Source organism: Labrys sp. WJW (assembly GCF_001676615.1).
Lineage (GTDB): Bacteria > Pseudomonadota > Alphaproteobacteria > Rhizobiales > Labraceae > Labrys > Labrys sedimenti.
The window spans coordinates 25,118-48,819 of the sequence record NZ_LYXZ01000060.1 but is presented as its reverse complement, the minus strand read 5'-3'; the positions used below and the strand labels follow the sequence as shown (position 1 = coordinate 48,819).

The window sequence follows — 23,702 nt, the reverse complement described above, 5'->3', positions numbered from 1 at the left end:
TGCCCGGGCTCGCCCCGGGCATCCAGCCTATCCGCTTTGTCACATCGAAAGGTGGTCTGGATTGCCGGGTCAAGCCCGGCAATGACAAAGGTTGCGCCATCTTCCGCATTGCGGCACTCGAATTGAACCGGCCGCAACACCGTCAAGAACGCTCACTTCATCTCATTGGCGAACACGGTCTCCTTCACAATCGGAAGCTCCTTGTCGATGTTCTCGCTGGTCACCACCAGGATCGGCACCGAGACTTCCTTCTCGACACTGCCGCCGGCGAGCTTGGCCAGCAGCGCTTCGCCCGACTTCTGGCCCATCAGATAAGGCTGCTGCATGCCGGAAGCGACGATCTGCTTGGACTTGAGGAGATCGACGAATTCGGGGATGCCGTCGAAGGCCGCGACCAGCAGGTCGGAGCCGCGCCGGGCCGCCTTGATGGCGCGCAGCGCCCCCAGGGCCGGCTGGTCGGTCTGGATGAACAGGCCGCGCATGTCCGGATTGGCGGTGAGCATGTCCTGGGTGAACTTGAAGGTCTCGTCGGTCGTATAGGATTGCATCTGCTGCAGCCCCGCCTCCTTGCCAGTCCAGCCGCCGGCCGCAAGGCCGTCCCGGAAGCCCTTGGTGCGGGCCTGGCCGTTCTTGCGGGCCTGAGAGATGGTGATGAGGCCGACGGAGCCGCCTTCCCAACCCTTGGCCTTGAGCGCGGCAGCCAACGCCTCGCCGACACCCTTGGCGCCGTCATAGTTGTTGGAGATGATGAAGGAGGCGTAGTCGCCGCTATTGGTGCCGATATCGCCGATCACCACCGGGATTCCGGTCTTGGCGGCCAGCGCCAGCACGCTCGGGGCGGTGGAGGAATCGGTGGGCGAGATCACGATGCCCGCCACGCCCTTGGCGATCGAGTCCTGGGCGTTCTGCAGCTGTGTCTGCGGGCTGTTGTGGGAGTCGAGCGCCTGGAAACCATAGCCCTTGGCCTTGGCGGCGGATTCGACGCCCTTGGCAAGATAGCGCCAGAACGGCAGGTCGAGACCCGGCGTCAGATAGACGATATCCTTGCCGGCGGCCCGTGCCGGCTGGAAGCCGAGGCTGCCTGTACCGGCCAAAGCAGCGCCGGCGGCAAGCTGCAGGAACGTTCTTCTCTTCATGTTGTCCTCCCTCCCGCCCTCGGGCGGCTCCAATGGTTCTCTTCCGGCCGTTACAGGCTCTTTGTCTTGGAAACCGGACCTTCTTTCACGGGTCCGTTTCACGCTTGCGGCAACGCGGCCTCCTCCTCCAGGATGGAGCGCGTGCTGGCATAGATCCGATCGAGATGAATACCGAAAGCCTCTACGACGGCCTCGGGATCCCGGGCATGCAGCCCCGCCAGGATGGCGGCATGGTCCTGGCAGCTCTGGGCGATCGCGCCGGGCCGCGACACGGCCTTGCGCCGATGCGCCATGGCATAGAAATAGAGATCGATGACGAAGTCGGCGAGCAGGTCGTTGCCGCAAGCCCGATAGATCGCGACATGGAACTCGCGGTCGCAGATCAGGAAGCGAACGGGATCGTCGAGCGCCTCGCGCTGTGTGTCCAGCGAAGCGTCGAGCATGGCCAGGGTCTCGTCATCGATCCGTCGCGCCGCCTCCTCGACCACCGGGCGCTCCACCAGCAGGCGGGCGGCATGGATAGCCTCGATCTCATAGCTGTTGATCAGTTTCGGCTCGCGCACACCGATCGCCAGCGCACCGACCTCCGCGCTGAGCACGCGGGTGCGAGCCCCTTGCGAGATGGCGATGATGTCGCGCGCCGCCAGGATCTGCAGCGCCCCGCGCACCGTCTCGCGGCTGACCTGCAGGGCCACGGCAAGATCGCGCTCGCTCGGCAGGGCCTCACCGACCTGCAGCATGCCCGCGGCGATCAGGGAGGCGATCTTGTCGGCGACGAGTTCGCGCACATTGCGCCGGATCACGCCGTGGCGCAGCTCGGGCACGCGTTCGAACACCGAAAGGGCAGTGGGCAGGTTCATCGGAAAGGCGCTTGGGAACGATGCTCGACATCTGATCTACTGGACCAGCCAGCAGACCAGTTAGGCCAAGTTTTCGGCAGGCTGTCAAGCGGTAGATGGGTAATGGTCTGACGAGTGGAGCGGCGGCGAGGTGAGCCTGGGACCGCCAGCATCCTGCTGGCCCTTGGAACCACCGCGCCTGACGGTAGAAAGAGCCAGCAAGATGCTGGCGGTCCCAGAAATACCCGCGGATTTCATTTGGTGCCACCGAGATAGAAGGCCTTCACGTCCTCGCGTGCTGCGAGCTCGGCGGCCGGTCCCGAAGCGGCGACCCGGCCGTTTTCGAGAATATAGCCGTGATCGGCATGGCGCAGGGCCAGCGCGGCGTTCTGTTCGGCCACCAGGAAGCTCACGCCCTGCTCGCGATTGAGGGTGCGGATGATCTCAAAGATCTCCTGCACCACGATCGGTGCGAGGCCCATCGACGGCTCGTCGAGCAGCACCAGCCTGGGCTTGGTCATCAAAGCCCGCCCGATGGCCGCCATCTGCTGTTCGCCGCCGGAGGTCAGGCCGGCCTTGGTCCGGCGCTTGTGCTTCAGGCGGGGGAACCAGGCGTAGATCTGCTCGAGATCCTGCGCGATCTGCCGCCGGCCGGGGCGGCGCAGAAAGGCACCGGAGAGAAGATTCTCCTCGATCGTCAGCTGGGGAAAGCAGTGGCGTCCCTCCAGCACCTGCACCACGCCGCGTGCCACGAGGACGGCCGGGGTGAGGCGGTTGACCGGCTCACCCCTCCAGCTGATGCTGCCGCGTGTGACGGTACCCCGTTCCGGCCCAAGCAGGTTGGAGATCGCCTTCAGCGTGGTCGACTTGCCCGCACCATTGGCGCCGAGCAGCGCGACCACGGCGCCCTCACCGACGGTGAGGGACACGTCCCTGACTGCCAGGATCGCCTGGTAATGCACCTCGATGCTCGCGACATCGAGGAAGCCGCTCGCGCGCAGCAGTGCGGATGGCTGGCTCATCGTAGGTCTCCCAAAGGGCGGTATCCGCCGTCGTGTCGAGCGTCGCCATTCCCCAGACAACGCGACCTTTGTCATTGCCGGGCTTGACCCGGCAATCCAGCGAGCTTTTGGCCAGGGGTTCTGGATGCCCGGGTCAGGCCCGGGCATGACAAAGGTCTGTGCTTTTCCGTTATGGATCAAATCCAAAACGTGTCCGGGCTGGCCCGGCCCCGCTCAATTGGTCTGGGCCACCGGCGTGATGCCCTTCTCCTGGGCATAGGCGGCGGCCTTGGCGCGGATGGTCTCGGCAAAGAGCGAGGCATCGGCCTTGATCCAGTCGGTCAGCGTATTCCAGGACTTGCCGTCCCACTGGATGATCTTGGCCGCGACGGTCTCGCCCTTGTGGTTCGCCGGCGAGGTCTTCAGCGGCGAGATCAGCCCCTGGGCTCCCAGTTCGGCGATGCGCTTGTCATCGATATTGAGATTTTCCAGGGCCCAGCGGCCTTCCTCGGCGGTGAGGGGGCGGTTTCCGAACTTCTTGTGGCCGACGCGCAGGGCCTCCACGAAGGTGATCGCCTCGATCACCCCGTAATTGTAGTAGACCGTGCCGAACTTGGCCTTGTCCTTGAGATCGCTCTTGCCGGCGTCGACGATCTTTTCCTTCAGCGTCTTGAGGATGCCGTAGTCGGTTCCCGGCGGAAACACCGAGACGGCGAGGTAGCCCTTGGCGGCGCTGCCGGCCGGACGGGCATCGTCCTCCGAGCCGCTCCAGATGTCGCCGATGATGCGATCCGCCGGGAACCCCACGCGCGCGGCCGTCTTGATGCCCACCGGCGTCATCACGCCCCAGCCGCGCAGGAACACCCAGTCGGCGCCGGCGCTGCGGATCTGCTGCCATTGCGCCTGCTGCTGCTCGCCGGGATGAGGCACCGGGATCTGGATATCGGTGAAGCCGTATTTCTTGGCGAGGATGCCGAGCGGCTCGATCGTGTCGCGGCCATAGCCGGAGTCGTGATAGAGCGTGGCGATCTTGACGCCCTTGAGCTTGTCGTAGCCGCCTGACTTCTGGGCGATGTAGTCGACGATGATCTGGGCTTCGCTCCAATAGTCGAAGATCAGCGGATATTGATAGGGGAAGACCCGCCCGTCGGTGGCGATGTTCTGGCCGCCGCCGGGCGAGACGATCGGCACCTTGTCGATGCGCGCCTTGTCGGTGAGGGCCACGTCCAGGCCACTCGAATGGGGATAGATCGCCGCCGTCGGCGCGCCGTCATAGCCGTTCTTGTAGCGCTCGTAGCATTCGATGCCACGTTCGATCGTATAGGCGGTCTCGCATTCCTGGATCAGGATCTTGACGCCGTCGACCCCGCCCTCGACCTCGTTGATATAGGTCAGGTAGTCCCGGTTGCCGGCGCCGAAGGGAATGAAGGAGGGCGCATAGGGACCGGTGCGATAGGTGAAGAGCGGATAGAGCTGCTCGTTCTTGTGGTCCTGGGCCATGGCCGGGCCGGCGACCGCTAGAGCGGCCAGGCCGAGCCCTGTCGCCAGCGCGAGGGCCTTGAGGAGGGAGGGTGACATCCGGTTCGTCTCCATTCGGTTGGGATGTTCGAGGGCAAAGCTCTCCCGTCGGCGGAAAACGCTTCCGCTGTTCCGGGAGGCAGTTTTGTTGGGAAGGCTTGTTCAGTCCCCGGTTACAGCGGCTGCCGGCCGCCGCCGCGGCAAGCGGATACGCCTCACCAGGCGGGCGAGACCATCGGGCTCCTTGATCAGCAGCGCGATGATGATCACGCCGAAGATGATGTGCTGGATATTGGCGAGTGCACCCTGGTCGGCCAGGAACTGCAGGCCGGTGAGCGGGGCGAGGCGGTCGAGCAGGATCGGCATCAGCACGATGAAGGCCGCGCCGAGGAAATTGCCGGCCAGGGTGGCGGTGCCGCCGATCAGCACGATGAACAGCACCTGGAAGGACTTGTCCAGGTTGAAGGCGTGGGCATCCGCCGTGCCGAGATAGCCGAAGGCCCAGAGCGCCCCGGCGATGCCGCAGACGAAGGAGCTGATGGCAAAGGAAAGGAGCTTGCGGCTGGCGACGTGGATGCCGATCACCGAGGCGGCCGTGTCCATGTCGCGGATCGTCATCCACTCGCGCCCGACACGGCTCTTCACCACCGCATGGGCGAAGGCGATCAGTGCCGCCGCCGTCACCGCCACGAGGAGATAGCGCCCGGTAGCCGAGCTGAGATCATGGCCGAGGATCTGTAGCCGCGGCGCGGAAATGGTGAGCGACTGGCTGCCGTTCGAAAACCAGTTGTAGTTGGTGAACAGCCATTCGAAGAAGAACTGCGCCCCCAGCGTCGAGGCACCGAGATAGAAGCCCTTGATGCGCAGGCTCGGCAGGCCGAAGACGATGCCGGCCAGAGCCGCGATCAGGCCTGCCAGCACCAGCACGACCGGCAGCGGCAGGAACGGTGCGCGCAACAGGAGATTGTAGCTGGCGAAGGCGCCGACCGACATGAAGGCGGCCGAGCCGAGCGACACCAGCCCGGTATAGCCCATCAGGAGGTTGAGGCCGAGGCCCGCCACCCCCATCACGATGGTGGGGATGATGATGGAGGACAGCCAGTAATCGCTGGCGATAAGGGGCACGACCACGAAGGCGGCCGCCAGCACGCCGGCGATGGCGAAGAAGCGGGGATTGAGGCTGCGGCCCTGCGACAGGACGAGGCCTTCGCCGGATTGCGATAGGAGGGACATCGCTAGACCCTTTCGATGGCACGGTCGCCGAACAGCCCGGCCGGACGCACCAGCAGGAAGGCCACGGCGAGGATATAGGCAAACCAGGTCGACACGCTGCCCTGCAGCAGCGGCCCCAGATAGATGTCGGCCAGGGCTTCGGCGGCACCCACGAGAAGGCCACCGACGATGGCGCCCGGCACGGAGGAGAAGCCGCCGATGATCAGCACCGGCAGGGCCTTCAGCGTCACCAGTGACAGCGAATATTGCACGCCCTGGCGGGCGCCCCAGACCAGGCCTGCGACCAGAGCAACGATGCCGGCCACGCTCCAGACGATGCGCCAGATCGCCGGCAGGCGGATGCCGATCGACTGGGCGGCAAGCGTGTCGTCGGCGACGGCCCTGAGCGAAATGCCCATGCGGGTACGATCGAACAGGATGGAAAGCGCGACGACCAGGACGAGGGCTCCGCCGGAGACGAAGAGATCGAACTGACTGATCGAGAGGCCGGCAACGGAGATCGGCACGTCGTCGATGCCTAGGTCGAGCATGTGCACGTCCGAACCCATCAGCAATTGCGCCAGCCCCTCGATCACGAAGGTGAGGCCGAGGGTCGCCATGAACAGGGTCAACGCATCGCGATTGACCAGGGGTCGCAGGACCAGGCGCTCGATCAGCACCGCACCAAAAACCATCACCGCGACGGTCAGCAGGATCGCGGCCCAGAACGGCACCTCGCGCTCGACCAGCGTCACGAAAGTGAGCGTGGCGAACAGGAGCATGGACCCTTGCGCGAAATTGAAGACGCCGGAAGCCTTGTAGATCAGCACGAAGCCGATCGCGACCAGGCCATACATCACGCCGGCGAGGAGACCGCCGATCAGGGTTTCGAGAAAAAAGGTCATGGGATTACGCAGGCCCTGGCTTGCCGTGACGCGACCTGCCTTCTCCCGCAAAGAGCTATCTTATTCACACATCTCAACATGGCAGGACAAGGCGCGGTTATCCTTCCCCGGCTTCGGGGAAGGTGGCCGAACGCAGTGAGGTCGGATGGGGTAGAGTGGCGGTTTGTGGGCCACAATTGGCGGTGTCGCGCCAATCTCCCCCTTCCGTCGATGCTGCGCATCGCCACCTTCCCCGAAGCCGGGGAAGGATTTCCGTCGCCATAGACTGGCAATACCGAGATGTGTGATTCCGATAACCCACAAGGGGAGAAGGGAGTCGCGCTTGTTTCGGAACAGTTGCGATGGGTACGTTGGATCATCATCCCCCCCTCAGTGAACCGTGCCGAGATAGGCGGCGATGACGTCGGGATCTTCGCGCACGGCATCGGGCGTGCCGTCGCCGACCTTGCGGCCGTAATCGAGTACGACGACGTGATGGGCGAGGCCCATGACGATGCCGATATCATGCTCGATCAGCACGACGGTGGTGCCGAGCTTGCCGTTCACATCGGCGATGAGCCGGCTCATCGCCTGTTTCTCCTCCTGGTTCATGCCGGCCATGGGCTCGTCCAGGAGCAGCAGTTTCGGCCAGGCCGCCAAGGCGCGGGCGAGGTCGACGCGCTTCTGCAGGCCATAGGGCAGCGTGGAGACGATCGTGTTGGCATGGCGCTCCAGGCCGAGAAAACCCAGGATCTCATGTGTCCGCGCTTCGAAGCACCAGCGCTCCGCCGCATCGCGCCCCACCCGGAAGATGTTCTCCACAAAGGTGGCGCGGCCCCAGCGCGCTAGCCCCGCCTTGACGTTCTCGACGACGCTCAGCCGATCGAACAGGGCATTGTGCTGGAAGGTCCGCCCGATGCCGAGATGGGCCGCCTTGTAGGGATGAATGGCCTCGAACCTGGCACCGTCGAAGACGACATCGCCTTCGTCGGCCCGGTAGACGCCGTTGATCACGTTGAGGAGGGAACTCTTGCCGGCGCCATTGGGCCCGATCAGCGCGCAGATCTCCCCCTGCTCGACCGAAAAGCTCAGCCGGCTCAGGGCGCTGACGCCCTTGAAGGACAGGGAGACGTCGTGAAGCTGCAGGAGGGGCGCCGGCATCGGCATCACCGTCCGGCGGCGAGGCGGGAGACGCCTGCCTCACGTTCATCAGCCTCGCGGCGCTTCACCCCCTCGATGTCGCGATAGGCATGGGCGGGGTGGCTGGCCGGCAGATAGGGGCCTTCGCCGAACAGCTTCTCGCGCAGCGTGCCAGGCTTGTAGGCGGTGGGATAGGCCCCTCGCTTCTGCAGCTCCGGCACGAGATAGCCGACGGCATCCTCGAAGCTCTCCGGCGTCACCGCATAGGCAAGGTTGAAGCCGTCGACATCGGTCTCCTCGACCCATTCCTGCAGCGTATCGGCGATGTGGGAAGCCGAACCGACGAAAACCGGACCGAGGCCACCAATGCCGCCCCAGCGCGCCAGTTCCTCCATGGTCCAGGTCTTGTCCTCGCCGGCGAAATGCTCGACCACCGAGATGATGGCGTTGGTCTCGACCTTCTTGATCGGATCGCTGGGTGCATACTGCCCGAAATCGATACCGCTCCAGCCGGAGAGGAAGACCAGCGAGCCGTCATAGGAGGTATAGGACTCATAGTCCTTGAACTTGGCCTGCGCCTTGGCCTCGGTCTCGTCGACGATCACCGTGGTGAGGTTGTAGATCAGGATCTTGCGCGGATCGCGGCCAGCGGCCGCGGCCTGGCGGCGGATGTCGGCGACATAGGCCTTCAGCAGCGACTTGGTCGGCGCTGCCACGAAGACGCATTCGGCATGGCCGGCGGCAAAGGTCTTGCCCGGCCCGGAGGCACCGGCCTGGTAGAGCACGGGCGTGCGCTGCGGCGAGGGCTCGGTGAGCTGATAGCCGGGCACCTCGAAATATTTGCCCTTGTGGCCGATCTCATGGACCTTGTCGGGATCGGTGAAGATGCGGTTCTCACGGTCGCGCCGCACCGCCCCTTCCTCCCAGGAGCCTTCCAGGAGTTTGTAGAGCACTTCGACATATTCGTTGGCGACTTCGTAGCGGTTGTTGTGCTGGCGCAGGCCCCCCTGGCTGACGTTCTTGGCGCCGCTCTCCAGATAGGAGGTGACGATGTTCCAGCCGACGCGCCCCTTGGAGTGATGATCCGCCGTGGCGAGGCGCCGGGCGAAGGTATAGGGATGCTCGAAGGAGGTCGATGCGGTGATGCCGATGCCCAGATGCTCGGTGGCCAGCGCGATCGGAGCCGCCAACTGCAAGGGGTCGTTGACCGGGATCTGCGCGGCCTGGTGGAGGGCGTGGTAGTTCGAGCCCTTGTAGACGTCGTAATAGCCGATGACATCGGCGATGAAGATGCCGTCGAAGATACCTTTCTCCAGCGTCCGCGCCAGATCCTGCCAGTAGTCGAGATCCTTGTATTTCCACGATTTGTCGCGCGGATGCGCCCACAAGCCCGGTGATTGGTGACCCACGCAATTCATGTCGAAGGCGTTGAAGCGTATCTGGCGGGGCATTCCCAATCTCCACATCTGAAAACAGCGGCGGCACCGCACCCGGCTACCGCATCGGTCGGCGCTTATGAAAACGTCCTGCAAACTAAATGTCTAGTATTTTTATAGAGAATATATACAAAATAGATGGAATCGACACCGACCCGGCTGGACAGGAAACAGGGTTCGGCGTGGGATCACTTGATAAAAGCTAAGAGAATCAGACAGATGACACAGAAGGCATCGATAGTGGCGACGGGCTGGGGCAGCGGGCCGGGACATAATTACGACGAACTCGCCGCCACCTTCCGCTCCGTCTTCGAACGCATCCGCGAGGGTGCCGTCGAGCGGGAACTCAATCGCACCTTGCCGCATGAACCGATCGGCTGGCTCAAGGATGCCCGCTTCGGCGCCCTGCGCGTGCCGGAAAAGGAAGGCGGCTTCGGCGCCAGCCTGCCGCAGCTCTTCGCCCTGCTGATCGAGCTTTCCCACGCCGATTCCAACGTCACGCAGGCCCTGCGCGCCCATTTCGGCTTCGCCGAGGACATCGTCAATGCCCGCGCCCAGGATCGCCGCGACCGCTGGCTGCCGCGCCTCTCCCGCGGCGAGATCGCCGGCAGCGCCTGGACCGAGATCGGCGAAGCCAAGCAGGCCGCCTTCTCCACCATCGTGAAGCTTCAAGCCGGAAAGGCCGCCTCGGTCACCGGCGCCAAATATTACACCACCGGTTCCCTCTTCGCCGACTGGATCGACATCGGCGCCAGCGGCGAGGAGGGCCAGTCGCTTTCGGCCGTGGTCGCCCGCCACGCGCCGGGTGTCGACGTGGTCGACGATTGGGACGGCTTCGGCCAGATCCTCACCGCCAGCGGCACCACCACCTTCACCGATGCCCCCGTCGACCCCGCCGATGTCGTCATCGATGACGACCGCTTCAAATATTCGGCCGCCTTCTACCAGCTCGTGCATCTGGCGACGCTCGCAGGCATCGGCCGTGCTGCCAGCGACGACGTCGCCGCGGCGGTGAAGGCCCGCCGCCGCAGCTATTCCAACGCCCCCTCTCCGCGCCCGAGCGAGGATGCCCAGGTGCTGCAGGTGGTCGGGCGGATCCGTGGCGCGGCCTATTCGGCCGGGGCCATCGTGCTCAAGGCAGCCGAGGCCGTGCAGCGCGCCTTCGATACCCGCTTTGCCGGCGACGCCGCGGCGGAGGAAGCAGCCAATGCCGTCGCCGAGCTCGAGGTGGCACAGGCCCAGACCGTGGTCACCACTTTGATCCTCGATGCCTCCACCATCGTGTTCGACGCGCTCGGCGCCTCCGCCACGCAGCGCTCCGCCGCCCTCGACCGTCATTGGCGCAATGCGCGCACCCTCTCCTCGCATAATCCGCGCATCTACAAGGACCGGATCATCGGGGACTTTGCCGTCAACGGCACGCCGCCCCCCTATCAATGGCGCATCGGGCAGGTGTGAGGGTGTAAAAGATCAACGCTGCGGAATAAACGCGGACCGGTGTGCCGATCACCAGATCGGCATCCTTGGAAAGGCTCTGTTTGTTGGCGAGGAAGGTGCCGATCTGGAGATCGGCACACCGTGTAACAAAGGCTTCGCTGACAGGATTGGTGCCTCTTGATCTTGAAGCCGTCATTTGACGGAATCACCAGGCATTGCGAGACCTTGGGGCAGAAGGAGGTGGCACAGGCTGCCACCCGAATGCCCCAAGGAGCCGATGTCGCCTCTGGTCGAAACCGTGCTGTTCGTCTTCGGCCTGGTCGCACTCGGCTATGGCGCGGGAGCAAGCTCCTATCTCAAACCCGAGACGGGGGATGCCCTTTCCGATTTTGCCGTCCGCGTCGCCCTGCCGCTGCTGCTGTTCCGCACCATGGTCACCTCGAGCTTCCATGGCTCGGCACCCTGGCAATTGTGGGCCACCTATTTCACCGCCGTTGCCGCAGCCTGGATCGCCGGCCACCTGGTGACCACTCGCCTGTTCCGGCGTGATGGCCAGGCCGGCGTGATCGGCGGCGTCTCCGCCGCCTTCTCCAACCTGGTGTTGCTCGGCATTCCCTTCATGCTCGGCGTCTTCGGCAATGAGGGCTTCGAGATCCTCTCGCTGATCATCTCGGTGCATCTGCCCACCATGCTGATGGCCTCGATCCTGCTGTTCCACTGGTTCGGGCCACGGCGCCAGGAGCCGCTGCATCCCCTGGCGATCATTCGCGACTTCCTGCGCAGGCTGCTCAGCAATCCCCTGATCATCGGCATCTTCGCCGGCCTCGCCTGGCGGGCGGGCGGCGTTCCCCTGCCCGGCATCGCCAATCGCTTCGTTGACGCCCTCGCCGACGTGGCCGGTCCGATCGCTTTGTTTGCCATGGGCCTCGGCCTGCGCCGATTCGGCCTCTCCGGTAACCTCAGGCCGGCACTGGTCCTGTCTGGACTGAAACTGCTGCTGATGCCGGCCGTCGCCCTCGGCGCCGCCTGGTTGTTCGGCCTGCCGCCTTTCCCGGCCAAGGTCGCCGTGGCCGCGGCGAGCCTGCCGTCGGGCGTGAACTCCTATCTGATCGCGATCCAGCTCAAGACGGAACAATCCCTGGCCTCCAACCAGATCACCATCGCCACCGCCTTTTCCGTGGTGACGACGGCGCTCTGGCTCGAGATCGCCACCGCCGTTCTTGGATGAGCGCCGAGCACGGCCTCGATCGCGCTCAACTCCGGATCAGAATCCGAGCCGTTCCCGCCACCACGATCAAGGCACCGACCCAAGCGGGCATCGATGGCCGCCTCCCTGTCCGGATCCAGATGAGTGGCAGCATCATCACCGGGACGGTTGCGCCCAAAGTCGCAACGATGCCCGTTTCGAAACGACCGAGCGCAATCAGAAGCAGGGTCATGGCCAAGCCGTAGCCGAGCCAACCCGCAATGACCGTTTGGGCCACCCAACGCATTGCCGGCGCTTCGGATGGCTGTCGCCGCTCCTTCAGGCGAGCCGCCGCAAGGATCAGGATCGCTGCCGCCAGCGTGCGAAGGGCCGATACCGCGAATGGATTCGCCCCGGCTGACAATATCGGTTTCACCGCAATGAGGCCTATGGCCTGGCACAGAGCCGCGAGGAGCCCCCAGGCAATCACCGAGAACAAGGAGCCTCGGAGCTCATCGAGATCATTCTCCGTATCGGCTTTGCGGTTGTGGAGGATGGCTATGACGACACCGCCCAGCACCAGGACCATTCCGAGGATCGACCGAAAATTCAGGCTTTCGCTCAGCCAGACATAGCCCAGAACCGCTGCCAGCGGCGCATTCAAGGCGAACAGAAGCTGCATTCGCCTCGGCCCGCCCTTTCTCAGGCAGTTGAACAAGGCGATATCGCCCATGAGGATGCCGACAAAGCCGCTGATAAGGAAGATCGACCAGTTCCCCACCTCAATCGTAGGCCAGCCACCCACCATCGTGGCGATGACGACCAGGAGCAGCGCGGATGTCGGCAGTTGTATCCTGGCAAAGGCGAACGCACCGAGATGCCGGGCCGGGGCATGGGAAACCAGGGAAGCGCAAGCCCAGGTACAGGAGGCGGCGAGAGCCGCGAGGATGGCGATCACGACAGGGCCTGCTTGAGATTGTCGGCGTGACGGTATCGCGCTTCGAACAGCACAATCAACACCGCCAGGAAACCAGCGCCCGAAATATGCGGTTTCGGCCCTCAGGCTTCTTCCGCGTCCGGATCCCTCGTCCAGGGCGCGAAGATCTCTGCCGCGAATTCGACGAAGGCCTGGATCTTGCGGTCACGCGTGGCGCGCTTGGAGTAGAGCGCCCAGACCTCGGCATCCTCGGCCCGGTGCCAGTCCGGCAGCACGATCTCGAAGGGCTGCTCTCCGGCCCGATTGGCCATCAGCCGGGTGGACACCAGGGCAATGCCGGCCCCCTTGAGCATCTGGCGGATGATGGTGTCGGATTCGTTCGACATCAGGATCGGGCGGACCGCGACCTCGACTTCGCTTCCGGCCTTGCTTCTCAGCCGCCAAGTGGTCAGGAACTCTCCCGGTCCATGGGCCAGCACGGCATGATCGGAAAGCTCCTGCGGGGAGGCAGGGCGCCCGGCGCGCTCGAGATAAGAGGGGCTGGCGAGCAGGCGAGCCCGTGATCGTCCCAGGCGCCGGGCAACATAGCTGGAATCGGGCAGCACGCCCGTCCGCAGCGCCACGTCGAAGCCGTGCTCCACCAGATCGAGCGGATGATTGTCGAAGGTCAGCGCCAGCCTGATCCTGGGATAACGGCGCCGAAATTCCTCCAGGGCCGGTTCCAGCGCGATCAGGCCGAGGGCGTAGGGGACCAGAAGGCGCAGCGTGCCCTCCGGGTCGGTCCGCAAGGCGCGAACCGACAGATCGGCCTCCTCCAGGATCTCCTCGGCAAGGCTGCAGCGTTCGTAGAAATCCCGCCCGGCTTCGGTGAGCGACACCCGCCTCGTCGTCCGGTTGAGCAGGCGCACGCCGAGATCCTCTTCGAGCGCCGTAACGCGCCGGCTCACCGTGCTCAGCGGCAGGCCGAGCTGGCTCGCCGCGGCGGTGAAACCACCCCTCTCGACCACGCGCAGGAAGATCCAGAGGCTCTGGAGATTATGCAATCGGCACCTCGCAATGACTATTCCATATTCAGCAATAGTTTTTGCCAAATAGCCATAGTTATTCCATTCCTGTCCTGGCGCTATAAGCGCCTGCATGACCGCCCAGTCCACGTCCACGCATGGGCCGATGCCCTTGTGGACTCGGCTGACGCAGGCGCCGCCCGGCACCAGCTGGAGCGGCATCGCCTTCGCCTTGCGGACGACGGCCGCCTCGCTGATCGCGCTCTACCTCGCTTTCCTGATCAATCTGGACAGCCCGAAATGGGCGGCCATGACGGTGTGGATCGTGGCCCAAGGCAGCCGCGGCATGACGCTGTCGAAGGCACGCTATCGCGTCCTCGGCACCTTCACGGGAACGGGCATCGCCGTCTCCCTCACCGCCCTGTTCGCCCAGGCGCCGGAACTGCTTCTCTGCGCTCTCGCCATCTGGATCGGGCTGTGCACCGGCGTCGCCACGGCGCTGCGGAATTTCCGCGCCTATGGCGCCGTGCTGGCCGGCTATACCGCGGCGATCATCACCCTGGATGCGGCTGCCAACCCCTCGCAGATCTTCGACGTCGCCGAGGCGCGCCTCGTCTATATCCTGCTCGGCATCGGGGTGGAGGCCACGCTGAGCGCCATCCTTGCTCCCTCCCGGCCCCTGGACGATGTCCGCGCCGGCCTCGACGCCTATATCCGGCAGGCCGCCGGGATCTGTGCCCGTGCCATCACTGGAGAGGCAGCAGCAACACCGGCGTTGCAGCGCCTGTTCGCCAAGGCTCTGGCCCTGGACACCACGGCCGAATATGCCGCCTCCGCTTCCACCCTCGCACGCAGTGCCCTCGGGCATGTCCGCGCCGCCGCCAGCGCAACGCTGGCCCAGCTCGCCGCCGCGCACAGCCTGCGGGACTATCTGACCCAGCGGGACGGCCAGGGAGACATCTTCCTGGTCGAAACTTCCGCCTTGCTGCAAGCCGTCGCCAATGGCAGCACCAACGAGCAGGCGACAATCGTCGCCTTGCGCGGGCGTCTTGGTGCGGTCCTCTCCTTCCCCGATGACCGGGGCGAGGGCGGGGACGAACAGCTATTCCTGTATGATCGGCTCGACGCGCTGCTCTCTTCCCTGCAGACGGCCCTGGCGCGCCGGGCGCTCCTAGCCAGGCCGGAACCACCGCCCTCGCGCCTCGACTTCGCCTTCCACGTCGACTGGACGGCGGCACTGCACAACAGCATCCGCGCCGTCGCCGCCGTGCTGCTCGCCTCAGCCGCCTGGATCATGACGGCAGCCCCGACCGGTTCGGGCTTCGTCACCATCGTCGGCGTGGTCTGCGCCCTGTTCGCCACACGGGACGATCCGGTCGCCGCCGGCCTCGGCTTCCTGAAAGGCACGGGCTGGGCCTTTGCGGCCAGCGCCATCTGCAACTTCGCGCTGATGCCGATGATCTCGGGCTTCCCGCTGCTCGCTGCCGTGGTCAGCCTGTTCATGGTTCCCGCCGGGATCGCCATGCGCCACCCCCGTACGGCTGCTCCCGCAGCGAGCTTTGCCATCTTCTTCTGGGACCTGGTGGGGCCGAGCAACGATGTCCGCACCGAGGCTGCCGGCTTCTTCAATGGTGGCATGACGCTGCTGGCCGGCATCGCCTGCGGCACGCTTGCCTTCGCTTTGCTGTTCCCGCCCAATGCCCAGGCGACGCGCCGCCGCCTGCACCAAGCCATCCGGCATGATCTCGCCTTGATCGGCAGCACACCGGGGATCTGGACCTCGGCGGAATGGTTCAGCCGGACCGCGGACCGTTTCGGCCGGCAACTTGCCGCCGAAAAGGCCCTGACCAGCGCCGTGATGGACCGGGATATGGCCGGCATGCTGGCCGCCCTGACCATCGGCGAGGCCGCCATGGAGCTCGACAGGCTGGCACAGACCCAGAAGGCCGCCGCGCGACCAATTCGCACCGTACTGCGGCGGCTGGCTTCAGCCGATCCGCAGGCCCTCGCCAGGGCCGCCAGGCCGGCGGCGGCGCATCTGGTGCGGCAGGCCCGGCGTTCGGACAGCCATGCCTCGCGCGCGCTGCATCGAGGCGGCGTGCTGCTGCAGGAAATCGCGCGCGAAGCCATCGAACAGGCCACGTTTCTGAAGGGGTGAAGAGCAGAGGGGCTCCTGTGAGAGCTTCCAAAAAGAAGGGCGCCGGATGGCTCCGGCGCCCTTGATCTTTCTGACCTGTTCGCCGCGATCAGATGTCGAGCGTGTGGTCGCGCTCCCACTGGGTCAGATGACTGGCGTAGCTGTTCCATTCCTGACGCTTGAGCTTGAGGTAGGCAGCCGAAAAGTCATTGCCCAACGCGGCTTTCAGCGACTCGTCCGCGTCGAAATTGCGCAGAGCATCGAGCAGGTTCAGCGGCAGCTTGGGCGCGTCCGTCACCGTATGGCCCATCTGGTACATGTCGATGTCGTAGCGCTTGCCGGGATCGGCCTTGGAATGGATGCCGTCGAGGCCGGCGGCGACGATCACGGCCTGCATCAGATAGGGATTGGCGGCGCCGTCTGGCAGGCGCAGCTCGAAGCGCCCCTTGCCGGGCACGCGCACCATGTGGGTGCGGTTGTTGCCGGTCCAGGTCACCGAATTCGGGGCCCAGGTCGCGCCGGAGATGGTGCGGGGGGCGTTGATGCGCTTGTAGGAGTTCACCGTCGGATTGGTGATCGCCGACAGGCTCTCGGCATGCTTCATGATGCCGCCGAGGAAGTGATAGCCCTGCCGCGACAAGCCCATCTCGTCCTTGTTGTCGTAGAACATGTTGACCTTGCCGGTCTCGTCCCACACCGAGATATGGGCATGGCAGCCCGAGCCGGTCAGCCCCATGAAGGGCTTGGGCATGAAGGTGGCGCGCAGGCCGTGCTTCTCGGCGACCGAGCGCACCATGAACTTGAAGAAGGAGTGCCGGTCGGCGGTGATGAGGCAGTCGTCGAAGTTCCAGTTCATCTCGAACTGGCCGTTGGCGTCCTCGTGGTCGTTCTGGTAGGGGCCCCAGCCCAGCTCCAGCATGTAGTCGCAGATCTCGGCGATCACGTCATAGCGGCGCATCAGGGCCTGCTGGTCGTAGCAGGGCTTGGCGGCGCAATCCATGGCGTCGGAGATGGCGGTGCCGTCGGCATCGATCAGGAAGAACTCGGCCTCGACGCCGGTCTTCACATAGAGCCCTTCCTTGGCCGCATTGGCCATGACGTTCTTGAGCACCACGCGCGGCGCCTGGCCGACATGCTTGTCTTCCATCACGCAGTCGGCGGGAACCCAGGCGACTTCCTTCTTCCAGGGCAGCTGGATCACCGCGCTGGGATCGGGCAGGCCGAACAGATCGGGATGGGCCGGTGTCAGGTCCAGGAAGGTAGCAAAACCGGCGAAACCGGCGCCGTCCTTCTGCATGTCGGCGATCGCTGCTGCCGGAACCAGTTTGGCGCGCTGGGCGCCGAACAGGTCCGTGTAGGAAATCATGAAATAGCGAATGCCTTTTTCCCTGGCGAGCGTCGCCAAATCCTGGGTCATGTGCGGAATCCCGATAAATGGATGGTTAGGTGTGCCGATCTTCAGATCGGCATCTTTTGATCATGGTGGACAAAGAATATGCCGGTCCGAAGACCGGCATATCTTCAGAAACCCTGTCCGGGGATCCAGCTGGTGCCTGCCAGCGGTACGCGGGCCATGGCCGCGGCCTCGATGGTGAGGGCACACAGGTCTTCCGGCTCGAGATTGTGGACGTGGTTCTTGCCGCAGGCACGGGCGATGGTCTGGGCCTCCAGCGTCATCACCTTGAGGTAGTTGGCCAAGCGACGGCCTGCCTTGACCGGATCGAGCCTTTCCATCAGCTCGGGATCCTGCGTGGTGATGCCGGCCGGATCCTTGCCCTCGTGCCAGTCGTCATAGGCGCCGGCGGTGGTGCCGAGCTTGCGATATTCGTCCTCGAGTGCGGGGTCGTTGTCGCCGAGGGCGATCAGGGCTGCCGAGCCGACCGAGACCGCGTCCGCGCCGAGCGCCAGGGCCTTGGCGACGTCGGCACCGTTGCGGATGCCGCCGGAGACGATCAGCTGTACCTTGCGATGCATGTTCAGGTCCTGCAGCGCCTGCACGGCAGGACGGATACAGGCGAGCGTGGGCTGGCCGACATTCTCGATGAAGACTTCCTGGGTGGCGGCCGTGCCGCCTTGCATGCCGTCGAGAACCACCACGTCGGCGCCGGCCTTCACCGCCAGGGCCACGTCGTAATAGGGACGGGCGCCGCCAACCTTCACATAGATCGGCTTTTCCCAATCGGTGATTTCGCGCAGCTCGAGGATCTTGATCTCGAGATCATCCGGCCCGGTCCAGTCGGGATGGCGGCAGGCGGAGCGCTGGTCGATGCCCTTGGGCAGCGTGCGCATCTGAGCGACGCGGTCGGAGATCTTCTGGCCGAGCAGCATGCCGCCGCCGCCGGGCTTGGCGCCCTGGCCGACTACCACCTCGATGGCGTCAGCCTTGCGCAGGTCGTCCGGATTCATGCCGTAGCGCGAAGGCAGATATTGATAGACCAGCGTCTTGGACTGGCCGCGCTCTTCCGGCGTCATGCCGCCGTCGCCCGTGGTGGTCGAGGTCCCCGCCAGCGAGGCACCACGCCCGAGGGCTTCCTTGGCGCGGCCCGACAGGGAGCCGAAGCTCATGCCGGCCACGGTGATCGGGATCTTGAGCTCGATCGGCTTCTTGGCGAAGCGCGAGCCGAGCACGACATTGGTGGCGCAACGCTCGCGATAGCCTTCGAGCGGATAGCGCGAGATCGAAGCGCCGAGGAAGAGCAGGTCGTCGAAATGCGGGACCTTGCGCTTGGCGCCGCCGCCGCGGATGTCATAGATGCCGGTGGTGGCGGCGCGGCGGATCTCGGACAGGGTGTAATCGTCGAAAGTCGCGGACTTGCGCGGAACGGTCGGCGGATTGTGATAGCTCATGAGGTCAATCCTGGGATCGCAGGCCTATAGCCTGCTCTGGAAACAGTCGATGCAGCGGGAAGAGCAGGCCGAGAGCCTGTGATCCCAGGTCAGTAGGCATCCGCATTGTCGATGTTGAAGTTGTAGAGCGTACGGGCCGAGCCGTAGCGCTTGAACTCCTCGGGCTTGACGTCGGTGAAGCCGGCCTTGGCCAGCAGCCCACCGAGGATTTCCAGATGCTCGGGGCGCATCTCCTTCTCGATGCAGTCGGCCCCCAGGCTCTTCACCTTGCCGCGCACGAACAAGCGAGCCTCGTAGATCGAGTCGCCCAGGGCGTCGCCGGCATCGCCACAGACCACCAGATTGCCCGACTGGGCCATGAAGGCGGACATGTGGCCGATATTGCCCTTCACCACGATGTCGATGCCCTTCATCGAGATGCCGCAGCGCGACGATGCGTTGCCTTCGATCACCAGAAGACCGCCCTTGCCGGTGGCGCCGGCATATTGGCTGGCATCGCCCTTGATGCGGACTTCGCCCGACATCATGTTCTCGGCCACGCCCGGGCCGGCAGAGCCGTGCACGACGACAGTGGCTTCCTTGTTCATGCCGGCACAGTAATAGCCGACGCTGCCCTTGACATCGATGCGCACGGGCGCGTCGACACCGACGGCCAGGGCATGCGAGCCCTTGGGATTGCTCACCTCCCAGGAGGTGGCGTTGGTGCCGGCCTTGAGCGCGTGCAGAGCCTGGTTGAGCTCGCGCAACGGCGTCTTGGCCAGATCGATCTTTTCAACGTCCGTGCTCACGCTCGCGACTTTCTTCGCAAGTTGATCCATGCCTCAGCGCTCCCAGAAATAGACGGTGGCCGGCTCGGGCTCCCACACCTTGGCATCCTCGATGCCGGGCAGGTTGACCAGAGCGCGATATTCGGACCCGAAGGCGACATATTGATCGGTCTCAGCGAGCACGGCCGGCTTGCACGCGACAGGATCGCGCACCACCCCGAAGCCGTCCTTGGTGCCGACCACGAAGGTGAAGAAGCCGTCGAGGTCGTCGAGGCCCTTCTCCATGGCCTCGCCGAGATTGAGGCCCTGGTTCATGCGCCAGGTCAGATAGGCGGCCGCGACTTCCGAGTCGTTCTCGGTCTCGAAGGTCATGCCGTCATGCCTGAGCTCGCGGCGCAGATTGTTGTGGTTGGACAGCGAGCCATTGTGCACGAGGCACTCGTCGGCGCCGGTCGAGAAGGGATGGGCGCCGAGCGTGGTCACCGCCGATTCCGTCGCCATGCGGGTGTGGCCGATGCCATGGCTGCCGGTCATCCCGGCCAGGCCGAAACGCTTGGCGACCTCGGTGGGATAGCCCACTTCCTTGTAGATCTCGATCGCCTCGCCCGCACCCATGATGCGGATCGAAGGGCGCTCAGCCTTGATGGCCTGGCGGGCCGCTTCGGCCTTGTCGGCATCGAGGACGAGAACGGCGTGGGTGTCCTTCGGCGTGATGGAGACCTTGGCACCAACGGCCTTTTCGACCAGGGCAGAGAGACCCTCGAAATCCTTGGCCGGATCGGCCGACTGGACGGTGATCTTGGCCTTGCCGGCTTGCGGCGCGCCATAGATCGCGAACCCGGCCGAATCCGGGCCGCGGTCGCACATGGTGGCGAGCATACCCGACAGGAGCGTACCCAATTGGGGCTCCAGGCTCTTATCCTTCAGAAACAGGCCGACAATGCCACACATAGCACGGGTCCCTCATGCGTTGATTTCAGGGAGGCTAGCAATTTCCTGAGGCGCCAGCAATATCCACCTGAACATTTTTTTCCTGTGAGGAATATTTTTTTGGAAACGGATTTTCCTCACAGGAAACAGCGAGAAAATGAAGCTCTCAGGCCTGCTGGCGCCAGCGTTCCCAGCGCAGGCGCGCCACCCGGTAGGCATCCGGGATCGAAAGCGCCCAGACGAACAGGCCTCCCGCCATGCGGCCGATCGGAGACGTCTCCGGCGTCGACAAATGCCAGCTCAGAAAGGCGAACAGGAGCGTGAAGAACGCAAATCCCAACCCGCGCATCTGGCGGCCAAGAGCGACATGGCCGACCCCGGGAAGCGCAACGGCGAGGGCGAGGATGAGATAGGGATGAAAGGGTTTCGCGAGCATGGCTGCGGCCATGGCGCCCTCCTGACGGTGATTTGAGCACTGCGACTCTGATTCAATCGCCATTGCAGGAGCGGCGAAGCAATCCAGAAGTCTATTCCTAACTGACGATGCGCCCTAGGCCCGCTGGCCACGCGTCTCCTGCAGATGCGCGGGCGTCGGCGCAGGCGACAGCCTGCGGGCGATCTCCTCCAGACCATCATAAAGCCGCATGAACAGGGCGGGATCGAAACCTGCGTCACCGAAATCGCATTGACGCAGCAGCAGATGCTGGCCTCGCTGCCCTTCGGCGGCCTGAAAGACCACCCTCAGGCCGGCTGGCATCACCAGCACCTCCTTGACCCTGGGATCGGCCATGAGGTCTGCGATCGCCCGCTCCGCCTGGGCCAGGAAGGCTGCACCACGCCGCCGGCCTCTTACCATCACGTCCTCGGGCAAGCCGGCGGGTGGCTCGAGACGCACCGGCAGGTCGGGCGTGCGGGCGTAGAACTCGCTGCCGGAAGGGCGCGCCAACACGCCGAAGGCGGCTCCCCCCGGCAGCGGCATCATTACCGTCAGTGAAAGCCAAAGCTGCGGCAAGCGCCGCAGCGTCATCGTATCGGGCATCAATTCGACCACGACGCGACGGCCGGCGATCTCCCCGGACAGCCGGGGGAATCCCCCCACGCCATCCGCCTGTTCCACCCGCTCGAAAAGCGGGCGGCAATCGGCCAGCAGGGCCCTCCGCCGGCGCCAAAGCGCCGACCTCTCGCGATTCAAAAGCCAGCCCAGGCCGGCGAAGCCCGCCACGAGGACGGCAAGAAATGCGAACAAGGTCATGCTGGCCGCCTCCTCAACGCCTCAATATCCCCTGGGCCGAGGCCAGGGCATGGTGAACTGGTCGCCTCGCCGCACATATTTGTAGCGGTGGAAGGCAAACCACATCGAGACCACGATGTAGAACACCATCATGGCAATGAGCTGGGTGCCATAACCCAGGAACACCGCGAAATAGGCAGTCGAGCACAGCAGGAACAGCACGATCGCCGGCAGCGGATGCAAGGGATGCACATAGCCGCGCTTGATGCTGCCCACCGGCCATTTCCAGCGGAACATCATCACGTTGAAGGTCATGTAGGAGTAGCCGAGCAGGCCCGACAGGATCGAGAAGGTCACCACCTGGTCGAGCGGCGCGCCCAGCGCGAAGATCAGCGCGATCGGCACCAGGAAGAAGATCGAGCGGAAGGGCGTGCGGTATTTCGGATGCACCGCGCCGAACCAGGCCGGCATGTAGCGATCGCGTCCCATCGAGAACCAGGCACGCGAGGCGTCGTTGATGCAGCCATTGGCCGAAGCCAGCGTGGCGAAGATGGTGCCCACGAACAACAGGACCATCAGCCCGGTCGAACCGGTCATGCGGGCCGCGTCGAACAAGGGCGTGGTGGCCTGGCCGAGATATTCCCAGGGCATCAGGCTGACGCAGACATACCAGGTCATGGCGGCCGCGATCAGGAGGGTGATCATGCCGAGCATGGTGCCGAATGGCAGGGAGCGCGCGGGCGAGCGCACCTCCTCGGCCGCCTGGCAGGTGCCCTCGATGCCGAGATAGAACCACAGGCCGAAATGCAGCGACGCAACCACGCCCAGCCAGCCATAGGGCAGGCCCGTCAGCAATTCGGCGGGCTTGAGCAGGTCCTCCGACCAGGGCTTGGCACCGACGAACAGGAAGACGATGGCGAGGAAGGCGATGGCGGTGATCACCAGGTTGAAGGTGAGCGTGGCATAGACGCCGCGATAGTTCAGCAGGGCCAGGCCCATGATGGTGAGCACGATGAAGGGCTTGTCATGCACCGCATCGAAACCGGCCATGCCGCCTACCGTCTGGATCAGATAGCCGGCGGTGATCGCATTGGCCGCTTCGAGCATGGTGTAGGCCATCACCAGATAGAGGCCGACATTGAAGGCCATCAACGGGCCGACGATGTGCTTGGCCTGGGCATATTGGCCACCGGCCGCGGCGACGGTCGAGGTCACCTCGGAATCGATCATGGCCACGCAGGTATAGAGCAGGCCCGCCGTCCAGCAGGCGATCAGGGCCGCGAGCGCTCCGCCCTTGCCGACGGCGAAGTTCCAGCCCATGAACTCGCCGACCAGCACGATGCCGACCCCGAGCGCCCAGACATGGGCGGGGCCGAGCACGCGCAGCAGAGAGATTTTCTCGCCATGGATGACCGTGGTTTGGACATGCGCCGAAGCCCCCGCATTGGAGGTGATCTCGCTCATTTTGCACCTCTATGCGTTGGGTCGATGATCAGCTCATCTTCGATTTCACCTTCTCGGGATGACATCAGCATGTCTTCCGAATAGGTGGCGTTGGTCTTGATGAGGTCGTAGAGCATCCAGGCGCCGATCAGGATCGAGATCGCCCAGGCCGCATATTCGAGAAGATGGAATGTATTCACGGCATCGCCCTCACTTGTCGCCGAAGCGCTCGGCGATCACATCCCGGTATTCCTTTTCCGAGAAGTAGATCAGGAAACCGAAATAGATCACGATGATCGCCGCGGTGAGCAGGAAGGCCAGCAGCGAGAAGGAATAATCGAAGCGCGAGGCGATGATCGGCGCTGCCGTTTCGGCGGTATAGCCGAGCTTTTCCCACAGCGACTGGGCGAACGACGATTGTCCCATGCCGGCCCAGCTCTTGTCCGAAAAGGTCAGATCCACCTTGCCCCCCCCGGCAAGCCCAAGGGCGATGGGCGCGAACAGGCTGGCGATCACTAGGGCGAGTAGCACGATGGAATCGATGACCTGGCCGAGCGCCGATTGTTCGGGCGGCTGATAGGGTGTCTTGCCTGAAGGTGTCTTGGCCATGTCAGCTC

General features: G+C 64.5%; 22 protein-coding genes. 3 read left to right on the top strand and 19 right to left on the bottom strand.

The genetic code is table 11. The features are described from left to right. Window positions 1-152: 152 nt before the first annotated feature. The 8 genes from BA190_RS29715 to BA190_RS29680 form a co-directional block, all read right to left on the bottom strand. Entirely contained in the window at window positions 153-1,136 is a 984-nt protein-coding gene (locus BA190_RS29715; RefSeq protein ID WP_068296656.1) for a substrate-binding domain-containing protein, read from the bottom strand. Window positions 1,137-1,234: 98 nt separating this feature from the next. Beyond that, complete coding sequence (locus BA190_RS29710; RefSeq protein ID WP_068296654.1) at window positions 1,235-1,996, bottom strand: FadR/GntR family transcriptional regulator; 762 nt, start codon at window positions 1,994-1,996, stop codon at window positions 1,235-1,237. Between the two features lie 233 nt (window positions 1,997-2,229). Then, window positions 2,230-2,997, bottom strand: coding sequence for an ABC transporter ATP-binding protein (locus tag BA190_RS29705; RefSeq protein WP_068296648.1), 768 nt, complete (start codon window positions 2,995-2,997; stop codon window positions 2,230-2,232). Between the two features lie 213 nt (window positions 2,998-3,210). Further along, window positions 3,211-4,554: an ABC transporter substrate-binding protein gene (locus BA190_RS29700; protein WP_068296645.1), complete on the bottom strand. Its 1,344-nt coding sequence runs from the start codon at window positions 4,552-4,554 to the stop codon at window positions 3,211-3,213. A gap of 102 nt (window positions 4,555-4,656) precedes the next feature. After that, entirely contained in the window at window positions 4,657-5,727 is a 1,071-nt protein-coding gene (locus BA190_RS29695) for a branched-chain amino acid ABC transporter permease (protein ID WP_068296640.1), read from the bottom strand. 2 nt (window positions 5,728-5,729) lie between these two features. Then, entirely contained in the window at window positions 5,730-6,611 is an 882-nt protein-coding gene (locus tag BA190_RS29690) for a branched-chain amino acid ABC transporter permease (RefSeq protein ID WP_068296637.1), read from the bottom strand. Window positions 6,612-6,980: 369 nt separating this feature from the next. Then, the gene (locus BA190_RS29685) at window positions 6,981-7,751 is read right to left on the bottom strand and encodes an ABC transporter ATP-binding protein (RefSeq protein ID WP_068296724.1); all 771 of its coding nucleotides are present in this window, start codon (window positions 7,749-7,751) and stop codon (window positions 6,981-6,983) included. Between the two features lie 5 nt (window positions 7,752-7,756). Continuing rightward, window positions 7,757-9,181 (bottom strand): LLM class flavin-dependent oxidoreductase, encoded by a 1,425-nt coding sequence (locus BA190_RS29680; RefSeq protein ID WP_068296635.1) that lies wholly within the window; start codon window positions 9,179-9,181, stop codon window positions 7,757-7,759. A 204-nt stretch (window positions 9,182-9,385) separates the two neighbouring features. On the opposite strand from BA190_RS29680, the gene BA190_RS29675 reads away from it, so the two are divergent. Beyond that, window positions 9,386-10,624 (top strand): acyl-CoA dehydrogenase family protein, encoded by a 1,239-nt coding sequence (locus BA190_RS29675; RefSeq protein WP_068296631.1) that lies wholly within the window; start codon window positions 9,386-9,388, stop codon window positions 10,622-10,624. Between the two features lie 256 nt (window positions 10,625-10,880). Further along, on the top strand, window positions 10,881-11,831 hold the full coding sequence (locus tag BA190_RS29670; RefSeq protein WP_068296628.1) for an AEC family transporter: 951 nt from the start codon (window positions 10,881-10,883) through the stop codon (window positions 11,829-11,831). A 25-nt stretch (window positions 11,832-11,856) separates the two neighbouring features. Here the strand turns inward: BA190_RS29670 and BA190_RS29665 are convergent, their stop codons facing one another. Both BA190_RS29665 and BA190_RS29660 read right to left on the bottom strand, forming a co-directional pair. Next, window positions 11,857-12,747 carry a DMT family transporter gene (locus BA190_RS29665; protein ID WP_068296625.1) on the bottom strand — a complete coding sequence of 297 codons (891 nt, stop codon included), beginning with the start codon at window positions 12,745-12,747 and terminating at the stop codon, window positions 11,857-11,859. 101 nt (window positions 12,748-12,848) lie between these two features. Continuing rightward, the gene (locus tag BA190_RS29660) at window positions 12,849-13,769 is read right to left on the bottom strand and encodes a LysR family transcriptional regulator (RefSeq protein ID WP_068296619.1); all 921 of its coding nucleotides are present in this window, start codon (window positions 13,767-13,769) and stop codon (window positions 12,849-12,851) included. 94 nt (window positions 13,770-13,863) lie between these two features. On the opposite strand from BA190_RS29660, the gene BA190_RS29655 reads away from it, so the two are divergent. Beyond that, complete coding sequence (locus tag BA190_RS29655) at window positions 13,864-15,888, top strand: FUSC family protein (RefSeq protein WP_068296617.1); 2,025 nt, start codon at window positions 13,864-13,866, stop codon at window positions 15,886-15,888. 88 nt (window positions 15,889-15,976) lie between these two features. On the opposite strand, the gene glnT is transcribed toward BA190_RS29655, so the two are convergent. The 9 genes from glnT to BA190_RS29610 form a co-directional block, all read right to left on the bottom strand. Next, window positions 15,977-17,284, bottom strand: a complete 1,308-nt coding sequence (glnT, locus tag BA190_RS29650) for a type III glutamate--ammonia ligase (RefSeq protein WP_068296614.1) — start codon at window positions 17,282-17,284, stop codon at window positions 15,977-15,979. Between the two features lie 104 nt (window positions 17,285-17,388). Beyond that, window positions 17,389-18,714: an FMN-binding glutamate synthase family protein gene (locus tag BA190_RS29645; RefSeq protein WP_068296611.1), complete on the bottom strand. Its 1,326-nt coding sequence runs from the start codon at window positions 18,712-18,714 to the stop codon at window positions 17,389-17,391. Window positions 18,715-18,803: 89 nt separating this feature from the next. Then, complete coding sequence (locus BA190_RS29640) at window positions 18,804-19,502, bottom strand: GXGXG domain-containing protein (RefSeq protein ID WP_245314996.1); 699 nt, start codon at window positions 19,500-19,502, stop codon at window positions 18,804-18,806. Between the two features lie 33 nt (window positions 19,503-19,535). Next, entirely contained in the window at window positions 19,536-20,432 is an 897-nt protein-coding gene (locus BA190_RS29635; RefSeq protein WP_068296602.1) for a glutamine amidotransferase family protein, read from the bottom strand. A 145-nt stretch (window positions 20,433-20,577) separates the two neighbouring features. After that, window positions 20,578-20,859, bottom strand: a complete 282-nt coding sequence (locus tag BA190_RS29630; RefSeq protein WP_156771760.1) for a hypothetical protein — start codon at window positions 20,857-20,859, stop codon at window positions 20,578-20,580. Between the two features lie 102 nt (window positions 20,860-20,961). After that, window positions 20,962-21,663: a hypothetical protein gene (locus BA190_RS29625; protein WP_068296599.1), complete on the bottom strand. Its 702-nt coding sequence runs from the start codon at window positions 21,661-21,663 to the stop codon at window positions 20,962-20,964. Window positions 21,664-21,684: 21 nt separating this feature from the next. Next, window positions 21,685-23,106 (bottom strand): APC family permease, encoded by a 1,422-nt coding sequence (locus BA190_RS29620; RefSeq protein ID WP_082980123.1) that lies wholly within the window; start codon window positions 23,104-23,106, stop codon window positions 21,685-21,687. Next, a complete protein-coding gene (locus tag BA190_RS29615; protein ID WP_068296597.1) occupies window positions 23,103-23,285 on the bottom strand; it encodes a hypothetical protein in 183 nt (60 codons plus the stop codon). The genes BA190_RS29620 and BA190_RS29615 overlap by 4 nt, the downstream gene beginning before the upstream one ends. Window positions 23,286-23,295: 10 nt before the next feature. Further along, window positions 23,296-23,694, bottom strand: coding sequence for a hypothetical protein (locus BA190_RS29610; RefSeq protein WP_068296588.1), 399 nt, complete (start codon window positions 23,692-23,694; stop codon window positions 23,296-23,298). Window positions 23,695-23,702: the final 8 nt, after the last annotated feature.

Coding starts and splice junctions, on each gene's coding strand:
- BA190_RS29715 (WP_068296656.1), bottom strand. CDS start 1,136: ATGAAGAGAAGAACGTTCCTGCAGCTTGCCGCCGGCGCTGCTTTGGCC.
- BA190_RS29710 (WP_068296654.1), bottom strand. CDS start 1,996: ATGAACCTGCCCACTGCCCTTTCGGTGTTCGAACGCGTGCCCGAGCTG.
- BA190_RS29705 (WP_068296648.1), bottom strand. CDS start 2,997: ATGAGCCAGCCATCCGCACTGCTGCGCGCGAGCGGCTTCCTCGATGTC.
- BA190_RS29700 (WP_068296645.1), bottom strand. CDS start 4,554: ATGTCACCCTCCCTCCTCAAGGCCCTCGCGCTGGCGACAGGGCTCGGC.
- BA190_RS29695 (WP_068296640.1), bottom strand. CDS start 5,727: ATGTCCCTCCTATCGCAATCCGGCGAAGGCCTCGTCCTGTCGCAGGGC.
- BA190_RS29690 (WP_068296637.1), bottom strand. CDS start 6,611: ATGACCTTTTTTCTCGAAACCCTGATCGGCGGTCTCCTCGCCGGCGTG.
- BA190_RS29685 (WP_068296724.1), bottom strand. CDS start 7,751: ATGCCGGCGCCCCTCCTGCAGCTTCACGACGTCTCCCTGTCCTTCAAG.
- BA190_RS29680 (WP_068296635.1), bottom strand. CDS start 9,181: ATGCCCCGCCAGATACGCTTCAACGCCTTCGACATGAATTGCGTGGGT.
- BA190_RS29675 (WP_068296631.1), top strand. CDS start 9,386: ATGACACAGAAGGCATCGATAGTGGCGACGGGCTGGGGCAGCGGGCCG.
- BA190_RS29670 (WP_068296628.1), top strand. CDS start 10,881: ATGTCGCCTCTGGTCGAAACCGTGCTGTTCGTCTTCGGCCTGGTCGCA.
- BA190_RS29655 (WP_068296617.1), top strand. CDS start 13,864: ATGACCGCCCAGTCCACGTCCACGCATGGGCCGATGCCCTTGTGGACT.
- glnT (WP_068296614.1), bottom strand. CDS start 17,284: ATGACCCAGGATTTGGCGACGCTCGCCAGGGAAAAAGGCATTCGCTAT.
- BA190_RS29645 (WP_068296611.1), bottom strand. CDS start 18,714: ATGAGCTATCACAATCCGCCGACCGTTCCGCGCAAGTCCGCGACTTTC.
- BA190_RS29635 (WP_068296602.1), bottom strand. CDS start 20,432: ATGTGTGGCATTGTCGGCCTGTTTCTGAAGGATAAGAGCCTGGAGCCC.
- BA190_RS29630 (WP_156771760.1), bottom strand. CDS start 20,859: ATGGCCGCAGCCATGCTCGCGAAACCCTTTCATCCCTATCTCATCCTC.
- BA190_RS29625 (WP_068296599.1), bottom strand. CDS start 21,663: ATGACCTTGTTCGCATTTCTTGCCGTCCTCGTGGCGGGCTTCGCCGGC.
- BA190_RS29620 (WP_082980123.1), bottom strand. CDS start 23,106: ATGAGCGAGATCACCTCCAATGCGGGGGCTTCGGCGCATGTCCAAACC.
- BA190_RS29610 (WP_068296588.1), bottom strand. CDS start 23,694: ATGGCCAAGACACCTTCAGGCAAGACACCCTATCAGCCGCCCGAACAA.